The sequence below is a fragment of the Azospirillum mesophilum genome, assembly GCF_053470405.2.
Genome location: NZ_JBPXMQ020000024.1, coordinates 24,330 through 43,142 on the forward strand (window position 1 = coordinate 24,330; position 18,813 = coordinate 43,142).

Consider the following 18,813-nt stretch of genomic DNA (forward strand, 5'->3'; position numbering starts at 1 on the left):
GGTTGCTGTGAACGGTCAATCGACCGTCAGTTCGATCGTTCCCATCGTGCCGAAGGTGGCGACGGTGCGGCTGCCGGGCTTCACGAAGACCGTGCCGGTGGAGGAGCCGGTGGTCACCACATCGCCGGCCTTCAGCCCGCCCAGGCTGCGGGTGCCGACGTTCGCCATCCAGACCAGCAGGCGCACGGGCTCGCCCGCGCTGTTGCCGCCGACCGTCTCGACCTTGCGCGTGCCGTCCACGTCGAGCGCCACGCGCTCCCGGATCGGGTCGAGCGCCCGCCAGTCGGCGATGGCCGGGCCGACGATCAGGGCGCCGTGGTTGAACTGGTCGGCCATGTGGCTGAGCGGGTCCTGCGAGCCGAAGCCGGCGAAACGGGTGTCCACGATCTCGAAAACCGGATGGACGGACTCCACGGCGTCCAGCACCTCGTCCCGCGTGTAGGGCTCGGCGCGGGGCGGCAGGTCCTTGGCGAAGCGGTAGGCGATCTCCGCCTCCATGCCGATGACCTGGAACATGGAGGCCGGAAGGCGGCTGACCTCCCAGAACAGGGTGTCGGCGTGGATGGGGGCGCGGAACGGCTCCGACTCCGGGCTGCGGGCGCCGACCTTCCAGGCGGTGACGGGGCCAAGCCGGCGGGCCACCGCGTCCTGGATGGCGTAGGCCTCCGCCTCGCTGGCGGGCGGCTGGGGCAGGGCGGTCAGCCAGTCGCGGGAACGGCGCGCCTCGAGCAGCGCTTCGACGGAATGGTTCATCACGTTACCTCGGATTACCTTTGAGCCATGGCGCCGCAGGATTCGCGGACGACCAGACGGGCGGGCAGGATCACGCGCTCGGGCGCGCCCTGGGGATCGGCGATGCGGCGCAGCAGAAGCCGCGCCGCCTCCTGCCCGATCTGGCGGGCGGAGGTGGCGACGGTGGTCAGCGCCGGGCGGCTGAGCGCCGCTTCGGGCACGTCGTCGAAGCCGGTGACGGCGATGTCGCGCCCGGCCTTCAGCCCGCGCGCCTCCAGCCCCAGCATGACGCCGAAGGCGACCATGTCGTTGTAGCAGAGCGCCGCCGTGGGCGGGTCGGGCTGGTCGAGCAGCGGGCCGATGGCGTCGAACCCGGCGCGGCGGGTCGCCGGGCACCGAACGATCAGGTCCGGGGACAGGCCGTGCCGCTTCATGGCGGTGGTGAAGCCTGTGCGGCGCTCGCTGGACGCGGAGTGGGCGAGGTTGCCGCCGACGAAGGCGATGCGGCGGTGCCCCAGGCGCACCAGATGCTCCGTCATCATCTCCATGCCGAAGGCGTAGTCCACGCCGGCGTAGTCGCCCTCCCGCGCGGAGACGAAGCGCAGGGCCTGCACGCAGGGAAGCTGCCAGTGCCGCAGCCGGTCCAGCAGGTCGGGCGGCGTGCCGGCGGTCGGGCAGACGATCACGCCGTCGACGTTGTGCTCCCGCATGCGCTGAAGAAAGCGGTCCTGACGGTCCGGCGATTCGGCGGTGTTGCCCATGAAGGCGACGACGCCCTCCTCCCCCAGCACGTCGTCCACGCCGGCGGTCAGCTCGGCATAGAAGGGGTTGTTGATCTCGCAGACCAGCAGCCCGACCGTGTTGGTGCGGGCGGCGCGCAGGGTCGCGGCCCCCCGGTTGTAGACGTAGCCCAGCGCCTCGATGGCCGCCTGGACGCGGTCGCGCGTGTCCGCCGCGACCAGCGGGCTGCCGCGCAGAACGAGCGACACCGTGGACCGCGACACCCCGGCGTGGTTGGCGACCTCCGTCAGGGTGATGCGGGTCGGCGGCGTGCTGCGGTCGTCTAGGATCGTCATGAGGGCAGGATGGTCATCAGGGCTGGCCTTCGCGGTGGTCTAGACGACCGCCGTCGGCAGGGGCTGGCCGGCGAAGAAGGCCGTCAGGTTCGCCAGGACCAGGTCTCCCATCGCCTGGCGGGTCTCGACGGTCGCGCTGGCTTGATGGGGCTGGAGGACGACGTTGTCCAGCGCGAACAGCGCTTCCGGCGCGTGCGGCTCGTTGGCGAAGACGTCGAGGGCCGCACCGCCGAGGCGCCCGTCGGTCAGGGCGGCGACCAGTTCGGGCTCGTCCACCACGGCTCCGCGCGCGACGTTGACCAGGAGGCCGTCCGGGCCGAGCGCGTCGATCACCGCGCGGCCGACCATGTTGCGGGCGTCCGCCCCGGCCGAGGCGGCGACGACCAGGATGTCGCTCTCCCGCGCCAGTTCCACCGGCGAGGCGACGTAGCGGTAGGGCACGTCCGCGCGCGGCTTGCGGTTGGTGTAGGCGATGGTCATGCCGAAGGCGGCGGCGCGCTGGGCGATGGCCTGCCCGATGCGGCCGAGGCCCAGGATGCCAAGCCGCTTGCCGGTCACCTTGCGGGCCAGCGGCAGCTTGCCCTGCGGCCACTGGCCGGCGCGGACGAAGCGGTCGCCGACCATCATCCGGCGCGACGCCGCGATCATCAGGCCGATGGCGAGGTCGGCCACGTCGTCGGTCAGCACGTCCGGCGTGTTGGTGACGCGCACCCCCCGTTCGCGGGCGTGGTTCAGGTCCACCGCGTCGGTGCCGACGCCGTTGATGGCGACGATTCCCAGGTTCGGGCAGGCGTCCATGACCGCGTTGCTCACCCCGGTGCCGCCGCCGGTGACGACGGCGCGGACGCGCGGCCCCACCTCCGCCACCAGCCGGTCGCGCTCGGCGGGCGACCCGGTGAGCCGGTGGACGGTGTAGGCGGCGAACAGCGCCGCCTCGATGTCCGGCATCATGGATTCGACCAGGAAGATCTCAGGCTTCATCAGGAATGGGTCCTCAGTGGGAAAGGATCTGTCCCAGGAAATTGCGGGTCCGCTCGGACTTGGGGTTGGTGAAGAACTCGGCGGGGGAGGCCTGCTCGACGATCTCGCCGCGGTCCATGAAGATCACGCGGTCGGCCACGGACTTGGCGAAGCCCATCTCGTGCGTGACGCAGAGCATCGTCATGCCGTCCTCGGCCAGCCCGATCATGGTGTCCAGCACCTCCTTCACCATTTCGGGGTCGAGGGCGGAGGTCGGCTCGTCGAACAGCATCACCTTCGGGTTCATGCAGAGCGACCGGGCGATGGCGACGCGCTGCTGCTGGCCGCCGGACAGCTGGCCGGGGTATTTGTCCGCCTGCTCCGGGATGCGCACGCGCTCCAGGTATTTCAGCGCGATGGCCCGCGCCTCGTCCTTGGGCAGGCCGCGCACCTTCATCGGCGCCAGCATGCAGTTCTGGATCACCGTCAGGTGCGGGAACAGGTTGAACTGCTGGAACACCATGCCGACCTCCCGCCGCACCTGATCGAGGTGGCGGTGGTGGGAATCGAGCGAGATCCCGTTGACGGTGATCGTGCCCTTCTGGTGCTTTTCCAGCTGGTTGATGCAGCGGATCAGCGTCGATTTGCCGGAACCCGATGGCCCGCAGATGACGATGCGCTCGCCCTTGCGGACCTCCAGGTTGATGTCCTTCAGCACATGGAAGCTGTCGTACCATTTCTGGACGCCGTCCATGCGGATGACGACCTCGCCGCTCATGGACCGCGGCGCACCCTCGCCTGAGAGATCGTAAGCCAGCGCCATGGGGAACTCCTTGAAGCAATCTGCACCTTTTCACCGTCATCCCCGCGAAGGCGGGGATCCAGGGCCACTCGGACACGTATCGGAGTGCCCTGGATCCCCGCCTTCGCGGGAATGACGGAGTGAGGAGCGCGTGTGAGCGAGACAGGTGACTACGACTTGACCGCCGACGGCAGGTCGGTGCCCAGCCACTTCTGGTGGATGGCGTTCAGCTCGCCGTTGCCCTTCACCTGGGCGAGGAAGTCGTTCACCCACTTCAGCAGGGCGTCCTGGCCCTGGCGCATGGCGATGCCCTGGACCTGGCTCTTCAGCACGAACTTCATCTCGTAGTTCGCCTGCGGGGCCATGGTCTTGATCTGCTGGGCGACCACGTTGCTGATGCCCAGCGCGTCCACCTGCCCGGACAGCATGGCCTGCACGGCGCTGGCGTCGTCGTCGAAGCGCATGATGCGCGCGTCCTTCGGGGCGACGGCGGTCAGCGACTGGTCCTGGGTGCTGGCGCGGGCGACGCCGATGCGCTTGCCCGACAGGTCTTCCGGAGCCTTGATCGTCGCGGTCTTCGGGGCAAGCAGGCCGATCTCGATGGCGGCGTAGGGCTCGGAGAACTGGACCTGCTTGGCGCGCTCCGGCGTGATGCCAAGGGAGGCGACCAGCAGGTCGACCTTGTTGGTCAGCAGGTAGGGGATGCGGTTGGGGCCGGTCACCGGCACGATCTCCACCGGTACGCCCATGTGCTTGGCCAGCAGCTTCGCCACGTCGGCGTCGTAGCCGTCGGGCTTGCCGTCGGCGGTGGTGATGCCGAAGGGCGGGAAGTCCACCAGCATGCCGATGGTCACCTTGCCCTTGGACTTGATCTCGTCGACCGTCTGCGCGGCGGCGGGGGCGGCGGTGAAGCCGATGGCGGCGGCGAGCAGGGCGCCGGCAACGGCGAGGCGGCGGGTGATCGGGAATGTCATCGGGCGTTTCCTCACGGTTTTTGGTTTTTGAAAGGATTTAGCGGCCATAGTCAGCGGCTGGGCGCGGCGTAGCGCTGCTCCAGCCGCGCGCTCAGCAGCGACAGCGGCCAGCACAGCACGAAGTAGAGAGCCGCCACGATCCCGAACACCAGGAAGGGCTGGAAGGTCGCGTTGTTGACGATCTGCCCGGCGCGGGTCAGTTCGGTGAAGCCGATGATGGCGGCCAGCGACGTGCTCTTGATCAGCTGCACCAGGAAGCCGACGGTCGGCGGCACCGCGACCTTCACCGCCTGCGGCAGGATCACGTAGCGCATCAGCCCCGGATAGCGCAGGCCGAGCGCGGAGGCGGCCTCCCACTGGCCGCGCGGCACCGCCTGGATGCAGCCGCGCCAGATCTCGCCCAGGAAGGCGCTGGCGTTCAGCGTCAGGCCGAGCGCGGCGGCGGTCCAGGGGTTCAGCTCGATGCCGAGAACGGTGCCGCCGAAGAAGACCAGGAACAGCTGCATCAGCAGAGGCGTCCCCTGGAACAGCTGGATGTAGCCGGTGGCGAGCAGCCGCACGGGCTTGATCGCGGAGGTGCGGCCGAGCGCCACGAACAGCCCCACCGTCGCCCCGCCGACGAAGGCCAGCGCCGACAGCGCCAGCGTCCACTGCACGGCGGAGATGAGGAACAGGAACTCGTTGTACCCGAAGGAGCGGATCATGGCGTGCGGCTCCTCAACGGCGGTCGGTGTCGTAGGCGAAGGCCAGCCGGTAGATGCCGGCGAACAGCGCGGAGAACATCAGGGCCAGCACCAGATAGATGCCGGTCACGACGATGTAGATCTCGAAGCTGCGGAAGGTCTGCGACTGGATGTTGTTGGCGACCGAGGTCAGTTCGTCCGCCGAGATCGCCGACACCACGCTGGAGCTGAGCATCAGCAGGATGAACTGGCTGGTCAGCGCCGGGTACACCGTGCGCAGCGCCGGCTTGATCACCACATAGCGGAAGACCTGCAAGGGCTTGAGGCCCAGCGCGAGGCCGGCTTCGATCTGGCCCTTTTGGATCGATTCGATGCCGGCGCGGATGATCTCCGTCGCGTAGGCGCCGACGTTCACAACCATCGCGATTAGCGCGGCGAGGTCGGGGGACAGGCGGACGCCCATCGTCGGCAGGCCGAAGAAGATCAGGAAGATCTGCACCAGAAAGGGCGTGTTGCGGATGATCTCGATGTAGGTGTTGATCACCCAGCGCACCGGCTTCGGCCCGGACGTCTTGCCGAGTGCGCAGAGAATCGCGACCACGAGGCCGATGGCCATCGCCCCGAAGGAGAGCTGGATGGTCAGCCAGGCCCCCTCCAGCAGCGTGTCCCACGACGCGAGCACCGCGTCGAAGTCGAATTTGTAGTTCACGGGCTTTCCTCCACAACCATGCCGGGCGTTATGCTCGCCGGTCCCGGTGCTGTCCCGAAACTTATTTGGATCGGTCTAAAAGCGCAACGATGAAAAAGTGACGAGACGGAATAATTTGTGACGCGAACATCATCCGCCAAGCCAAACGGGCGCTTGCCCGCCAGCGCAACTTGATGATGATCAAGGTGTCGGGGCGGGCCGGAGCGGCATACCCGGACTGGACCCCTGTTGTGGCTGTGCCCCGTTGTGTTGCCCCGTCGTGTTCGCGTTAGCGCCCCGGAAAGGACCCCCATGGACTGCTGTTTCGCCCACGGCCCCGCCGCCCTGCCGCTCGACGAGGCGGTTGCCCGCGTCAACCAGACCTACGGCGCGGTGACGGAGCCGGAGAGCGTGCCCCTGCGCGCCGCACTCGGCCGGGTGCTGGCGGAGTCGGTGACGGCGCCGGTGAACGTGCCGCCGGTCGCGGTGTCGGCCATGGACGGCTGGGGCTTCCAGGCGCCCGAATCGGCCGGGCCCGAATCGGCTGGGGAAGAGTTTGCGCGCATGACGGTGGTGGGCCGCGTGCCGGCCGGGTCGGTCTTCGCGGGCACGGTCGGGCCGGGGCAGGCGGTGCGCATCTTCACCGGTGCGCCGGTCCCGGCCGGGGTGGACACCATCGCCATGCAGGAGGACTGCCGGGCGGAGGACGGCGCCGTGCTGGTCCCCGCCGCCCTGAAGCGCGGCTCCAACATCCGCGAGGCGGGGGAGGATATGAAGGCGGGAGCCATCGTGCTGACGCCCGGTCGCCGGCTGCGCCCGCAGGAGATCGGCCTCGCCGCCGCCGTGGGGCGCGCCAGCCTGTCGGTGCGCAAGCGGCTGCGGGTCGTGCTGTTCTCCACCGGTGACGAGCTGCGCGAGCCGGGGACCGAGAAGCCGGACGGCGCCATCTTCGACGCCAACCGCTACACGCTGGCCGCCCAGCTCGACGCGCTGGGGGCGGAGGTGCGCGACCTCGGCATCCTGCCGGACAAGCCCGACGCCACCCGCGCCGCCCTGGCCGAGGCCGCCGGAACGGCCGACCTGCTGATCACGTCCGGCGGCGTGTCGGTGGGGGAGGAGGACCATGTGAAGGCGGTGGTCAGCGCGCTCGGCTCCATCGATTTGTGGAAGCTCGCCATCAAGCCGGGCAAGCCGCTGGCGCTGGGGCGCATCGGCGACACGCCCTTCCTTGGCCTGCCAGGCAACCCGGTGTCGGCCATGGTCACCTTCATGCTGGTGGGCCGCCCGCTGGTGCTGCGCCTGTCGGGGGCGGAGGCGGCACCGGCGCCGCGCTGCCTCGTCGTCGCCGGGTTCGACTTCACGAAGAAGCCCGGCCGGCGGGAGTTCCTGCGTGCCCGTCTGGCCACCGGTCCGGACGGCCGCCCCGTCGCCCACAAGTTCCCCAGCGACAGCTCCGGCGTGCTGACCTCGATGGTGGAGGCGGACGGGCTGGTGGACATGCCCGCCGAATCCAGCGCCATCCGGCCCGGCGACATGGTGGAGTTCATGCCCTTCACCGGGCTGTTCGCGTGACCCCGTGCGCGGGGGACCTCGCCGGGCGGCTTGGGGCGCCGATCCGCAGCGCGGCCGACCTGACCGCCATAGCGTCCGTCTGTGAGGCCCTGCGCAAGGCGGGACCGGACCCGTCGCTGGAACCGGACCTGCGCCGCGCGGTCCCGGACGCGGACCCCGTGCTGGTGGACTCCGCGCTGGCGCTCGCCACGGGGGACCTCCGCCACTTCGTCCGCATCCTCAATCGGGCGGAGGCGGGCACGGACGCCCTGCCGCTGGAGGTGCTGAACCACTTGTTCTGGTCCATCAACCGCCAGCTTTTCATGCGGGCCATGGACCTGGGCACCGTTCCAGACTTCGTAACCGGCCACCTGCTGCCCTTCTACGAACGCTTGGTGAGCGTCCTGGTGCGGCGGCTGGACCTGCGCCCCACCCGGCGCGAAGCCGGCGCCCCGCCCACGGGTCGGGCGGTGCTGGTGACCAACCAGTTCCTGTCAGCCAACCACCAGCCCTCGCGCGACGTGCTGGACTATGCGGCGATGCTGGAGGACCGGATCGGCAAGGAGGTGGTGATCCTCAACACCAACATGATGCCGACCGAGCTTTACAGCCTGTTCGTGCCGCCCTTCGCCGCCAGCATCGAGCCGCAGTTCGACGGCAAGCAGATCATTGATGTCGACGGGCGCTCCTACCGCATGCTGTCCTCCACCGAGCGCGCGGTCAGCGCGGACAAGCTGGGCTGGTTCCTGGCGGCGGTGAACTGGTACGACCCGGACGTCGTGGTCTCCTTCGGGGGCGGGGTGGTCGTCGCGGATCTGCTGGCGGGCACCCGGCCGACCCTGTGCATCCCCTCCACGGCGGGGCCGACCCTGTCGCTGGCCGACATCGTGCTGGACTATGGCGGCTCCGCCCCGCCGACTGGCAGCGCGCGGCTTGCCAAGGCGTGGCGGCCGTTCCGGACCGGCTTTTCCCTGCGCGGCGAACCGGGCGGGATGACGCGCGATGACCTCGGGCTTTCGGAGGACGCCTTCGTCGGCGCCGTGGTCGGCAACCGCCTCGATGACGAGGTGGACGAGGCGTTCCTCGCCCTGCTGGAGGAGATCATCGACCGCGTGCCGCGAGCGGTGGTGCTGTTCGCGGGCGGAGTCGAGGCCCTGCCGGGGCGCGTCGCACGCTCCCGCCACGCCGGGGCGATACGCTGCCTGGGCTTCGTGGACGACATCCGGGGGCTGCTCGGCCTCAGCGACGTCTTCCTCAACCCGCCGCGCAGCGGAGGCGGTGGCAGCGCCGCCCACGCGCTGGCCGACGGCGTGCCGCCCGTTTCCCTGGGCGAGGGCGACGTGGCGAGCGTCGCCGGCCCGTCCTTCACCGTTCCCGACCGGGCGGCCTATGTGGAGCGGGCCGTGGCACTCGCCGAAAATCCCGCCCTGCTGGCCGAGGCCCGAGCCGAGGCGCGGGCCCGCCACGCGACGCTGACCGCCGAAGCCTCCGGCGCCGCGCAACTGGCCGCCTACATCGACGAGGCCATCGCGATGCATGGGGCGCTCCAAGCGACCGGGGCAATCCCGTGACCTTTGCCCCAGGGGTCATGGCGGTGGACCGGCGCGTCTGCCGTTCCGCACCGTCATCCCCGCGAAGGCGGGGATCCAGGAAACTCCGCATCCAAGTGCTTGAATCGGCTGGATCCCCGCCTTCGCGGGGATGACGACGGTATGGTGTCGCATTCTCGACGGCCGCAAAGAATGCCGCTACGGAAAATGCGCAAGCCCGCACTGGCGGACCCGGCCCGGCGGGGGTATAGCTACCATTGGTTAACCCATTTTGGGGTGTAGCTGGACGCGTGCGGAATCGGACGGCGGCGGGGATGGTCGGGCTTACGGGAAAGCGTGCGGGGCAGGGGGCGTGGCGCGGGATCGCGCTGGCCGTGCTGCTGCTTGCCCCCGCGGCCGGCACCGCTGCAGAGCCGAACCCCTTCCTTCCCCCGGCGGAGCGCGCCGACGACATGGAGGCGCGGCTGCAAAAGCGCGTGGACAAAGCCGTCGCGGACGCGGAGGAGCGGCTGGTCAAGGCCGTGGTGGACGCGCTGAACGGCAAGGACGGCGACGCCATGCCCAAGCCGGTGCAGGACGCCGTCGCCCGCAAGCGCGCGGCGGGGCCGGTCCCGGTGTCGACCGGCGGTTCGTCTACCAACACCAGCCTGCCGCCGGGCCTTCCGGGGCTGCCGCCCCTGCCCGCCGTCGCGTCGGCCGGCGGGGCGGCGGAGGTGGTGCCGGCGGGGGCCGTCTTCATCGGCTGCCTGGACGGCAAGGCCTTCTTCCAGGACCGCGCCGGATCGCCCTTCCTGGTCGATCCGCGCGCCTTCCCATCCTCGTCCGGAGGTCCAGGCGCTTGCGGCCGCTGATCCTCGCTCCACTTCTCGCCCTCTCCCTGGCCGCCTGCGGCCTGCCGCCCGCCGGCAAGCTGCCGCCGCGCGAGGACGTCGTCCGCAACTCGCAAACCCGGATGGAGGCGGAAGGCGCGCCGGCCGTCACCCATGTCCCGGTGGGGCGGGGCATGCTGGTCGTCCATTCGGTGCGGGAGGCGCTGCCCGCCTCCGTCGTGTCGCGCCGCATCTCCGTCAGCTATCCGGCGGGGGAGAACACGCTGGACCGGCTGGTCACCATGCTGACCTACACCGGCCTGCGCGTGGCGACCCGGTTCGAGCAGGCGAGCGACGCGGAGATGCTGGCCCGCGCGTTGCCCTTCCGCGCCTTCAACGGCACGCTGGGCGAACTGACCAGCGTGCTCCAGGGCGGCATGGGCATCGTGTCCTGGTGGCAGGACGGCACGCTGTTCCTGACCGACCGCGACCGCTACGCCTTCACCGTCCCGCAGATCGCGGACGTGATCCAGTCCGTCTCCAACGATCTGAAGAGCCTGGGCGTGGCCGACATCACGCCGTCCCTGCGCGGCGGGCAAATCGTCTTCTCCGCCCCGCCCAGCCTCTACAACGAGGTGGTCCGGCCCTACATCGACCGCATCCACCGCAACATGGCGATGGTCAAGGTGCAGATCGCCGTGGTGACGCTGTCGCTGACCGACCAGACGGCGACCGGATTCGACTGGAGCAAGCTGACGCTGCAGTTCAACAGCCGCAACGCCGGCACCGGCACGCCGACGAACTCGACCAGCATCGGGACGTCCACCAACGGCAACGGCACGTCGTCGGGCAGCGACGCGATCTCCTTCGCCCTGTCGCCGGCGGGGGAAATCCTGGGCGTCAACGGCGTCTTCAACGTGGCCGGGGCCATCGATTTCCTGTCCCGCTTCGGCAACGCCGACACCAAGCAGAACGTCGAGGTGCACACCCTGTCCGGCGCGCAGGTCACGCTGCGCAGCGGGCAGGAGATCCCCTACGTCAGCGGCGTCGGCGTCAACACCATCGGGGCGGCGGGCACGCTCAGCCCCGGCCTGCTCGGCTCGGCCCAGACCTCCACCGTCAAGACCGGCCTGACGATCAAGCTGACGCCCTTCTACGACGCCGACACGCGCATCGTGACGGCCGACCTGAACGTGCTGGTCAACAGCCTGATCCGCTTCGTGCAATTGTCCGCCGGCAACCAGGTGGGCACCATCACCCAGCCGCAGACGCAGGAACAGGCGCTGAACGACATCGTGCGCGTGCCGGCGGGCAACACGGTGGTGCTGGGCGGCCTGCAGGTGGACAGCAACACCTTCGACAACAACGAGCCCGTGGCGACCCGGCGCGAGGACGACCCGAACAGCACGTCGGTCATCGCCCACCGTTCGCAGCAGCTGTCGCGGGAGGCGCTGTTCATCATCATCCGCCCGACGGTCACCGTCTTCGTCGAACAGGACCGCTGACCGCAGGGCGGGAGCCGGAAGGAGGGAACAAGGGCCATGGCGCGCTTCGAGGTCCGCCTGATCGCCGCCGGCAAGGCCCGCAGCCTGACCGTGGACGCCCCGGACGCGGAGGCTGCCCGCGCGATGCTCAGCGGGCGCGGCCGCATCCTGGACGTCCGGCGCCGCCGAAGCTGGAATCTCGGCCGGGCGCTCGACCACAACGAGCGGCACATCCTCTTCATCCGCTTGGCGGCGATGCTGGAATCGCGCGTCGGTCTGGCGGAGGCGCTGCGGCGCATGGCGACCTCCTTCGAGGGGCGCATCCGCAGCGTGGCCCAGCGTCTGGCCGACGCGGTGGAGGTCGGCGACGACCTGCCGGGCGCCATGGAGCGCTTGCCCAACGACTTTCCCCGCACGGTGGTGGCGCTGGTGCGGGCCGGCGGCTACGGCACCGGCACGCCGGACGCGCTGCGCAACGCCGCCCGGTTCGAGACGGAGATGCTGTCCTCCTCCCGCGACTTCCAGATCAGCCTGTGGGTGTCGGTCGGCCACGCGGTGCTGGGGGCCGTGACGATGATCGCCACCGCCCATGTGCTGAGCCCCTGGATGATGAAGACGGAGCTGTTCCGGAACAGTCAGGTGCAGGTGGACGTGGGCTGGGTGGAACTGGCCTCCGACATCACCACGGCGTTGGTGCTCGCCTTCCTGTTCGGGCTGCTGCTGCTCAGCGCGCTGGGGGTGGTCGGGCGCCGGCTGGCGCCGGTAGCGGTGGACCGGCTGATGCTGGCGCTGCCCGTCTGCCGGCACCTCGCGCTGGGGCTCAGCCACTACATCACGCTGTACAAGCTGTCGCTGCTGATCGGCTCCGGCGTCGGGATGGACAAGGCGTTGACGCTGGCCGCCGACTCCGCGAACGGCGGCCAGCTGGCCGAGGAACTGCGGCGCGCGGCCCGCGCCGTGGCGCAGGGGCGGAGCTGGACCGGCCCCCTGCGTTCCATCCACGCGACCGACCGCGCCTCGCTCGCCGGGGCGGAAAGCCGGGCGGAGATGGCCCGCACGCTGCACGCGCTGGCGCTCCAGCACCGCGACCTGTATCTGTTGAACGTCCGCCTGTCGCAGCCGGTGCTGCGCGGGATCGGCATCGTCTTCCTGGGCGTGGCCGGCGTCGTGCTGTTCGGCCTGACGATCCTGCCCATCCTCCAGCTTGCCGACCAGCTTGCCAAGAAGGCGTTCTGACCGCATGGCCTTCTGGAACCGCCCGCCTTTCTCTATAAAGCCCCTCTCCCCTCAAGGGAGAGGGGCTAGATAACACATCCTCCTCCAACCCCACTGAAGCATGTTCGACGCCAAGACCACGCGGGTGCTGTCCATCCTCCTCATCGTTGCCGGCGCGGTGTTCGCCGGGATGGGGGTGGGGCTGTACGTGCGCGCGGCGCGCCTGTCCGCGGCGGGGGAGGAGCAGCGCCAGCGCGCCGACGCCCTGTGCCTGGAGCAGTTGCGCGGTCTGGGGCAGGTCGCGCGCACTCCGAACGGCGGGGCGCGGCTGACGGTGGCGACGGTGGACGACCCGCGCGGGCGGCTGTCCGACGCCTCGGCCTTGCTGGGCGTTTGTCCCGGCTGGTCGATGGCCTATTTCTGCATGGGGCAGCGTTGCGCGCCGGACGGCAAGGTCGCCATGGTCGTGGACCTCACGCCGCCCGACTGATGGGACAGCCGGCGCCGCCCCCTGTTGAGGTGGGTGCATGAGCTGGCTTCGCCTTTTCCTCATCCTCTGCCCGGTCCTGGTCGCCGTGGTGCTGATCGGCGCCTGGGCGGCCTATGGCTTCGACACCTTCGGGCTCAGCCTGCAAGGGTTGCTCGCCATGATTGCCGGCGCGGTGCTGACCAGCGCGATGGCCATCGGCCTGATGGCGCTGGTCTTCCTCAGCAACCGCAGCGGCCACGACGAGGAGGCCAACCGGCCCGATCCCCCGGACGGCCACGGCTGAGACCGGGCGGCTTCCGGCGACTCAAACGGCCATTCCCCCCTTCTTCCGTCTGATGTCCGCACGGGCAGCGGAACGCCCGCCATGCCCCGCCGTTGCAGTGCGGATGAACGGTCGAAAAAGGCAAAAGGGCCAAAACGCAATGGGGGAGAACGCGATGGACGAACACCGCATCCGCGAGCGGGCTTACGAAATCTGGGAACGGGAAGGGCGTCCCGAGGGCCGGCATGCGGAGCACTGGGATCAGGCCTGTCGCGAACTCCAGAACACCGCCTCCGGGGCGGAGGCCATGGACGCCAACGCTGCGATGCCGGGCGGCGCCGGAAATCTCGGCCGCGCCGCCGCCGACATCGGCGCCATCGAGACCCGACCTGGGCAACGGGGCGCAGAGGAACGCGCGCCCGGCGCCCGCGAGGAAGCCGGCGGCGGCGCCTGACGCCTCCCCCCTGTCGATGAATGCGATGTTTGCTTGTCAGGGAGGCCCCATGCCACCGCGTCGCGATCCCGGTTCCTGGATGTGGTCGGAGGCGGTCGAACTGCTCGACCGCGCCGAGCGTATCCACCGCCAGTTCTTCCGCCCGGCCCCGCCCGGCGCCCGCCGGGCCTGCTGGACCCCGCCCGTCGACGTCTACGAGACGGAGGATGCGGTGATCATCGTGGCGGCGCTGCCCGGCGTCACCGCGGACCAGCTGGAGGTCGCCGTGGAGGACGGCGTCCTCGTCGTGGCGGGTGAGCGCGCGCTGCCGCTGGGGCGCGACGGCATCATCCACCGGCTGGAGATCCCCCACGGCCGGTTCGAGCGGCGGATCGAGCTGCCGCCCGGCGCCTACCGCATGGGCCGGCGGGACCTGGTCGCCGGCTGCCTCGTGCTGTCGCTCGACAAGATGGCCTGAGTGTTTGTGGTCGCAGCGCACTGGCTGGATGTTGCTATCAAGCCCCTCTCCCTTGAGGGGAGAGGGGGTGGGGTGAGGGTGGCAGCCGGCGAAAGCCGGCCGCAAGCTTGGGTTTTCTTCCCGGCTGCCGGCTCTCAGCGAATGCCTTGGGCATTCGCCTGACGCCGTCAGCGCAAACTTGGTTTGCGCGAGAGGCGGTAACGACCTCTCATCCCAACCCTTCTCCCACAAGGGGGGAAGGGCTTTTGGGGAAGCAAGTACCGCTGATTTTTAGAAAGATCGGGTTGAAGGACAGGAGCATGACGGACGAGCAAGCCCACACCGAAAAGACCGGCCTTCCCGACGACGTGATCCCCATCATCCCCGTCAGGAACCTCGTGCAGTTTCCGGGGGTGGTGCTGCCGGTCACCGTCGGGCGCGCCCGGTCGGTCGCCGCCGCGCAGGAGGCGGCGCGCACTCAGCAGCCGGTGGGCATCGTGCTCCAGCGCGAGGAGGAGGTGGAGGAGCCGACCGGCGCCGACATGCACCGCGTCGGGACCACCGCGAACATCCTGCGCTACGTCACCACGCCGGACGGCTCGCACCATCTGGTTTGCCAGGGCTTGCAGCGTTTTCGCGTGGTCGAGTGGGTGCCCGGCCATCCCTTCATGGCCGCCCGCGTGGAGATGGTCGAGGAGTCCGACGCCAGCACGCCGGAGGTCAAGGCCCGCTTCCTGAACCTGCGCAACGAGGCGGTGGAGGCGCTGCAACTCCTGCCCCAGGCGCCGCAGGAGTTGCTGACCGCCGTGCAGGCCATCGAGAGCCCCGGCGAGCTGGCCGACATGACCGCCAGCTACATGGACCTGAAGCCCAACGAGAAGCAGGATGTGCTGGAGACGGTCGACTTGCTGGAACGGCTGGACAAAGTCGGGACTCTGCTGGCCCAGCGCATCGAGGTGCTGCGCATCTCCCGCGACATCCGCGAGCGCACGCGCGAGGCGATGGACGAGCGGCAGCGGGAATACCTGCTGCGTGAACAGCTCCGCGCCATCCAGAAGGAGCTGGGAGAGGCCGACGAGGGCCGGCAGGCCGAGATCGGGGAGCTTCAGGACGCCATCGCCAAGGCCGGCATGCCGCCCGACGTACGCGAACAGGCGGAGAAGGAACTGCGCCGGCTGGAGCGGATGCCGGAGGCGGCGGCCGAGTACTCGATGGTTCGCAGCTATCTGGACTGGCTGATCGAAATGCCCTGGGACCGCCTGTCGGAATCCAGCATCGACATCGCCGAGGCGCGCCGCATCCTGGACGAGGACCATTACGGGCTGGAAAAGGTCAAGCGCCGCATCCTGGAATTCCTCGCCGTGCGCAAGCTGAACCCGGAAGGGCGCAGTCCCATCCTGTGCTTCGTCGGACCGCCAGGGGTGGGCAAGACCTCGCTGGGGCAGAGCATCGCGCGGGCCACCGGCCGCGCCTTCGCCCGTGTCTCGCTGGGCGGCGTGCATGACGAGAGCGAGATCCGCGGCCATCGCCGCACCTACGTCGGCGCGCTGCCCGGCAACATCGTGCAGGCGATCCGCAAGGCTGGCACGCGCGACTGCGTGCTGATGCTGGACGAGATGGACAAGCTGGGCCAGGGCTTCCACGGCGACCCGTCGGCGGCGCTGCTGGAGGTGCTGGATCCGGAGCAGAACGCCACCTTCCGCGACCATTACCTTGGCGTGGCCTTCGACCTGTCCAAGGTGATGTTCATCGGCACGGCCAACGTGCTGGACACCATCCCCGGCCCCCTGCGCGACCGCATGGAGGTGATCGAACTCGGCGGCTACACCGAGGACGAGAAGCTGGAGATCGCCAAGCGCTATCTCGTGAAGCGGCAGCTCGCCGCCAACGGTCTGAAGCCGGAGCAGCTGGAAATCCCCGACGAGACCCTGCGCGCCATCGTCCGCGATTACACGCGGGAGGCCGGGAACCGCAATCTGGAGCGCCTGATCGGCGCCGTCGCCCGCCACGTCGCCGTCCGCATCGCCGAGGGGCAGGTGCAGCGGATGCGCGTCACGCCGGACAACCTGACGGAAATCCTGGGGCCGCCGCGATTCGAGAACGATGTGGCCATGCGCACCAGCGTCCCCGGCGTGGCGACGGGCCTCGCCTGGACCCCGGTCGGCGGCGACATCCTGTTCATCGAGGCGAGCCGCTTCCCGGGCTCCGGCCGGCTGATCCTGACCGGGCAGCTGGGCGACGTGATGAAGGAAAGCGCGCAGGCGGCGCTCAGCCTCATCAAGTCGCGGGTCCGGGAACTCGGCCTCGATCCGGAAGGGCTGGACAAGTTCGACATCCACATCCACGTACCGGCGGGCGCCATCCCGAAGGACGGGCCTTCGGCGGGTGTCGCCATGTTCACGGCGCTGGTGTCGCTTCTGTCCGGGCGCTGCATCCGCTCCGACACCGCCATGACGGGGGAGATCAGCCTGCGCGGACTCGTCCTGCCGGTCGGCGGCATCCGGGAGAAGGTGGTGGCCGCCCAGCGCGCCGGATTGAAGACGGTGATGCTGCCCGCTCGCAACCGCAAGGATTTCGACGACATCCCCCCGGCGGTGCGCGAGCAATTGTCCTTCGTTTGGCTGGAGCGGGTGGACGACGCCGTCCGCGCCGCGCTGGCGCCCGAGGGGGCGGACATCGAGTCGCAGCGGAAAGCGGGCTGATCGGCGCGTTTCGGTTCGGCACCACCCTTGTTGAGGTGGGGGCAGGCACGCCACATATGCGGCGCGCCCGATGAGAACGCGCACAGGAGAGACCCGCATGACGCCCGAGGAACGCAACCTTCTGACCGACCTCTTCAAGCACCTGCGCGAGGTCGAGAACCAGCCGCGCGATCAGGAGGCCGAACGCTACATCCAGCAGCTGGTGCAGGGCCAACCGGCGGCACCCTACTACATGGCGCAGTCCGTCCTGGTGCAGCAGCAGGCGCTCAGCGCCGCCCAGCAGCGCATTGAGGAGCTGGAGCGGGAGCTGAAGGACGCGCAGTCCCGCGCGCAGCAGCCGGCGTCCGGCGGGGGCAGCTTCCTGTCGAACGCGCTCGGCCTCGGCCGCAGCCCGTGGGGCAGCCGGCCGGCGGAGCCGCAGCGCGCGCCCGACCCGGCCTACAACCCTGTGCCGCCCTCCGGCGGTCGCGGCCCGTGGGGTGCGCCTCCGCCCCCCAGCGGCTACCCGCAGTCCGGCGGCTACGCTCAGCCGGGCTATCCGCCGCAGCCCGGCTACGCGCCGCAGGCCTACGCCCCGCGTGGCGGCGGCTTCCTGGCTGGCGCCGCGCAGACGGCAGCCGGCGTGGCCGGCGGCATGCTGGCGGCGAACGCCATCTCGTCGCTGCTCCACCACTCGCCCGGCCCGTTCGGCGAAGCCATGGCGGCTCCGATCGCCGGCCCCAGCGAGACGATCATCAACAACTACTACGGCGACGTCGCGGACCACGGGCAGCCAGCGGGCTTCCTGCCCGACAACGGCCCCGACAATGCCAACGTCCAAGACGCCGACTACCAGAGCGACGACGACAGCGGCTTCGACAGCGGTGACGGGGACGACTCAAGCTGGGTCTGAGATCGCCTGGCGGTTCGCCAGGAAGACGCTGAACAGCGCCACGCTCGCCGCAACGGTGGCGTTCAGCGACTCCACCGCGCCGGTGGTGGGGATGGACAGGCGCCGCACCGGCAGGTCGTCCGGGATGCCAAGCCCTTCCTCCCCCAGCACCAGCCGCACGTCGCGCGGCCAGCGGAAGGCGGCCATGTCCTCGCCTCCGGCGTCCAGCGCGACCATGGGGCCGGCGGCGCTCCGCAACGCGTCCCAGCGGCCACCGCGCATCAGCGTCAGCTCGAACTGCGCGTTGGAGGCGGCGCGCAGGCACTTCGGGTGGAAGGGGTGGGCCGCCCCTTCCAGCAGCACCACGCACCGCGCGCCGAAGGCGGCGGCGCTGCGCAGCAGGGCGCCGAGGTTGTTCGGGTCGCCCAGCGCGCAGACCAGCTCCAGCCCTTCCGGCGGGCGGGCGAGGTCCAGCAGCGGCATCTCCGGCACCACGCCGACCAGCAGCGGGAAGCCCGTGCCCGACGCGTCGAGGATGCGGAACAGGGCGGGGGCCAGCTGCACCGGTTCGACGTTCGGGGGCAGGGTCCAGCCGTCGATCTGCGCGGGGTCGGCGATCAGCAGCGTGGAGAAGCGTCGCGGATAGCGCGCCAAGGCCTCCGGCACCGTCTTCAGCCCGGCCAGCAGGAACTTGCCCTGTTTCTTCAGGCCGCGGCTTTCCAGCAGCGACTCCCACAGCTTGAACTGCGGGTTCTGCGGGCTTTCGATCAGACGCGGGGACCGGGTCATGGCGCTCGGTGGTGGCTGTGTCCTGGAAGCCGGACCTTAGTGCGCAAGCCTGGGGATTGGAAAGGGCTGTCCTTGGGTGCGCGACAAACCCCCTCTCCCATCCCCGATGGGAGAGGGAGGGGCCCGCGCCTTCGGCGCGGGAGGGTGAGGGCAAGGTTGGCCCGAGAATTCAGGTCACGGAATCCCAGGATTTTCGGCATGACCTTGCCCTCACCCTCCCATGCTGCGCATGGGCCCCTCCCTCTCCCAACGGGGTTGGGCGAGGGATTTTAGAAGCCCGTCCCG

Annotated in this window: 19 protein-coding genes; 11 read left to right on the forward strand and 8 right to left on the reverse strand. The window is 70.0% G+C overall.

Annotated features, from left to right (window positions below; all coding sequences use genetic code 11):
* Positions 1-15: 15 nt before the first annotated feature.
* The 7 genes from ACSVC7_RS21330 to ACSVC7_RS21360 all read right to left on the reverse strand — a co-directional run bounded on the left by ACSVC7_RS21330 (position 16) and on the right by ACSVC7_RS21360 (position 5,936).
* A complete protein-coding gene (locus ACSVC7_RS21330) occupies positions 16-753 on the reverse strand; it encodes a 2-keto-4-pentenoate hydratase (RefSeq protein ID WP_448206638.1) in 738 nt (245 codons plus the stop codon).
* 14 nt (positions 754-767) lie between these two features.
* Entirely contained in the window at positions 768-1,808 is a 1,041-nt protein-coding gene (locus tag ACSVC7_RS21335) for a LacI family DNA-binding transcriptional regulator (RefSeq protein ID WP_448206637.1), read from the reverse strand.
* A gap of 39 nt (positions 1,809-1,847) precedes the next feature.
* The gene (locus ACSVC7_RS21340; protein WP_448206636.1) at positions 1,848-2,789 is read right to left on the reverse strand and encodes a 2-hydroxyacid dehydrogenase; all 942 of its coding nucleotides are present in this window, start codon (positions 2,787-2,789) and stop codon (positions 1,848-1,850) included.
* A gap of 13 nt (positions 2,790-2,802) precedes the next feature.
* Positions 2,803-3,591 (reverse strand): amino acid ABC transporter ATP-binding protein, encoded by a 789-nt coding sequence (locus ACSVC7_RS21345; protein WP_448206635.1) that lies wholly within the window; start codon positions 3,589-3,591, stop codon positions 2,803-2,805.
* 149 nt (positions 3,592-3,740) lie between these two features.
* Positions 3,741-4,544: a transporter substrate-binding domain-containing protein gene (locus ACSVC7_RS21350; RefSeq protein ID WP_448206634.1), complete on the reverse strand. Its 804-nt coding sequence runs from the start codon at positions 4,542-4,544 to the stop codon at positions 3,741-3,743.
* A 50-nt stretch (positions 4,545-4,594) separates the two neighbouring features.
* Positions 4,595-5,248 carry an amino acid ABC transporter permease gene (locus ACSVC7_RS21355; RefSeq protein WP_448206633.1) on the reverse strand — a complete coding sequence of 218 codons (654 nt, stop codon included), beginning with the start codon at positions 5,246-5,248 and terminating at the stop codon, positions 4,595-4,597.
* Positions 5,249-5,261: 13 nt separating this feature from the next.
* Positions 5,262-5,936 (reverse strand): amino acid ABC transporter permease, encoded by a 675-nt coding sequence (locus tag ACSVC7_RS21360; RefSeq protein WP_448206632.1) that lies wholly within the window; start codon positions 5,934-5,936, stop codon positions 5,262-5,264.
* 291 nt (positions 5,937-6,227) lie between these two features.
* Between ACSVC7_RS21360 and ACSVC7_RS21365 the strand changes: the two genes are divergently transcribed.
* The 11 genes from ACSVC7_RS21365 to ACSVC7_RS21415 all read left to right on the forward strand — a co-directional run bounded on the left by ACSVC7_RS21365 (position 6,228) and on the right by ACSVC7_RS21415 (position 17,760).
* Entirely contained in the window at positions 6,228-7,487 is a 1,260-nt protein-coding gene (locus ACSVC7_RS21365; protein WP_448206631.1) for a molybdopterin molybdotransferase MoeA, read from the forward strand.
* Complete coding sequence (locus ACSVC7_RS21370) at positions 7,484-9,037, forward strand: glycosyltransferase (RefSeq protein WP_448206630.1); 1,554 nt, start codon at positions 7,484-7,486, stop codon at positions 9,035-9,037. Before ACSVC7_RS21365 ends, ACSVC7_RS21370 begins: the two co-directional genes overlap by 4 nt.
* A 293-nt stretch (positions 9,038-9,330) precedes the next feature.
* On the forward strand, positions 9,331-9,867 hold the full coding sequence (locus ACSVC7_RS21375) for a hypothetical protein (RefSeq protein ID WP_448206629.1): 537 nt from the start codon (positions 9,331-9,333) through the stop codon (positions 9,865-9,867).
* The gene (locus ACSVC7_RS21380; RefSeq protein ID WP_448206628.1) at positions 9,855-11,330 is read left to right on the forward strand and encodes a type II secretion system protein GspD; all 1,476 of its coding nucleotides are present in this window, start codon (positions 9,855-9,857) and stop codon (positions 11,328-11,330) included. The genes ACSVC7_RS21375 and ACSVC7_RS21380 overlap by 13 nt, the downstream gene beginning before the upstream one ends.
* 36 nt (positions 11,331-11,366) lie before the next feature.
* Entirely contained in the window at positions 11,367-12,545 is a 1,179-nt protein-coding gene (locus tag ACSVC7_RS21385; RefSeq protein ID WP_448206627.1) for a type II secretion system F family protein, read from the forward strand.
* Between the two features lie 100 nt (positions 12,546-12,645).
* The gene (locus tag ACSVC7_RS21390) at positions 12,646-13,014 is read left to right on the forward strand and encodes a hypothetical protein (protein ID WP_448206626.1); all 369 of its coding nucleotides are present in this window, start codon (positions 12,646-12,648) and stop codon (positions 13,012-13,014) included.
* A 37-nt stretch (positions 13,015-13,051) separates the two neighbouring features.
* Positions 13,052-13,297, forward strand: a complete 246-nt coding sequence (locus ACSVC7_RS21395; RefSeq protein ID WP_448206625.1) for a hypothetical protein — start codon at positions 13,052-13,054, stop codon at positions 13,295-13,297.
* Positions 13,298-13,451: 154 nt separating this feature from the next.
* Complete coding sequence (locus ACSVC7_RS21400; protein WP_448206624.1) at positions 13,452-13,730, forward strand: DUF2934 domain-containing protein; 279 nt, start codon at positions 13,452-13,454, stop codon at positions 13,728-13,730.
* A gap of 49 nt (positions 13,731-13,779) precedes the next feature.
* Positions 13,780-14,187, forward strand: coding sequence for an Hsp20/alpha crystallin family protein (locus tag ACSVC7_RS21405; protein WP_448206623.1), 408 nt, complete (start codon positions 13,780-13,782; stop codon positions 14,185-14,187).
* A gap of 299 nt (positions 14,188-14,486) precedes the next feature.
* Positions 14,487-16,868, forward strand: a complete 2,382-nt coding sequence (gene lon / locus ACSVC7_RS21410; RefSeq protein WP_448206622.1) for an endopeptidase La — start codon at positions 14,487-14,489, stop codon at positions 16,866-16,868.
* 97 nt (positions 16,869-16,965) lie between these two features.
* Complete coding sequence (locus ACSVC7_RS21415) at positions 16,966-17,760, forward strand: DUF2076 domain-containing protein (RefSeq protein WP_448206621.1); 795 nt, start codon at positions 16,966-16,968, stop codon at positions 17,758-17,760.
* On the opposite strand, the gene ACSVC7_RS21420 is transcribed toward ACSVC7_RS21415, so the two are convergent.
* On the reverse strand, positions 17,746-18,528 hold the full coding sequence (locus tag ACSVC7_RS21420) for a TrmH family RNA methyltransferase (RefSeq protein ID WP_448206620.1): 783 nt from the start codon (positions 18,526-18,528) through the stop codon (positions 17,746-17,748). The genes ACSVC7_RS21415 and ACSVC7_RS21420 overlap by 15 nt on opposite strands.
* Positions 18,529-18,813 lie beyond the last annotated feature (285 nt).

Coding starts and splice junctions, on each gene's coding strand:
- ACSVC7_RS21330 (WP_448206638.1), bottom strand. CDS start 753: ATGAACCATTCCGTCGAAGCGCTGCTCGAGGCGCGCCGTTCCCGCGAC.
- ACSVC7_RS21335 (WP_448206637.1), bottom strand. CDS start 1,808: ATGACGATCCTAGACGACCGCAGCACGCCGCCGACCCGCATCACCCTG.
- ACSVC7_RS21340 (WP_448206636.1), bottom strand. CDS start 2,789: ATGAAGCCTGAGATCTTCCTGGTCGAATCCATGATGCCGGACATCGAG.
- ACSVC7_RS21345 (WP_448206635.1), bottom strand. CDS start 3,591: ATGGCGCTGGCTTACGATCTCTCAGGCGAGGGTGCGCCGCGGTCCATG.
- ACSVC7_RS21350 (WP_448206634.1), bottom strand. CDS start 4,544: ATGACATTCCCGATCACCCGCCGCCTCGCCGTTGCCGGCGCCCTGCTC.
- ACSVC7_RS21355 (WP_448206633.1), bottom strand. CDS start 5,248: ATGATCCGCTCCTTCGGGTACAACGAGTTCCTGTTCCTCATCTCCGCC.
- ACSVC7_RS21365 (WP_448206631.1), top strand. CDS start 6,228: ATGGACTGCTGTTTCGCCCACGGCCCCGCCGCCCTGCCGCTCGACGAG.
- ACSVC7_RS21375 (WP_448206629.1), top strand. CDS start 9,331: ATGGTCGGGCTTACGGGAAAGCGTGCGGGGCAGGGGGCGTGGCGCGGG.
- ACSVC7_RS21385 (WP_448206627.1), top strand. CDS start 11,367: ATGGCGCGCTTCGAGGTCCGCCTGATCGCCGCCGGCAAGGCCCGCAGC.
- ACSVC7_RS21390 (WP_448206626.1), top strand. CDS start 12,646: ATGTTCGACGCCAAGACCACGCGGGTGCTGTCCATCCTCCTCATCGTT.
- ACSVC7_RS21395 (WP_448206625.1), top strand. CDS start 13,052: ATGAGCTGGCTTCGCCTTTTCCTCATCCTCTGCCCGGTCCTGGTCGCC.
- ACSVC7_RS21400 (WP_448206624.1), top strand. CDS start 13,452: ATGGACGAACACCGCATCCGCGAGCGGGCTTACGAAATCTGGGAACGG.
- ACSVC7_RS21405 (WP_448206623.1), top strand. CDS start 13,780: ATGCCACCGCGTCGCGATCCCGGTTCCTGGATGTGGTCGGAGGCGGTC.
- lon (WP_448206622.1), top strand. CDS start 14,487: ATGACGGACGAGCAAGCCCACACCGAAAAGACCGGCCTTCCCGACGAC.
- ACSVC7_RS21415 (WP_448206621.1), top strand. CDS start 16,966: ATGACGCCCGAGGAACGCAACCTTCTGACCGACCTCTTCAAGCACCTG.
- ACSVC7_RS21420 (WP_448206620.1), bottom strand. CDS start 18,528: ATGACCCGGTCCCCGCGTCTGATCGAAAGCCCGCAGAACCCGCAGTTC.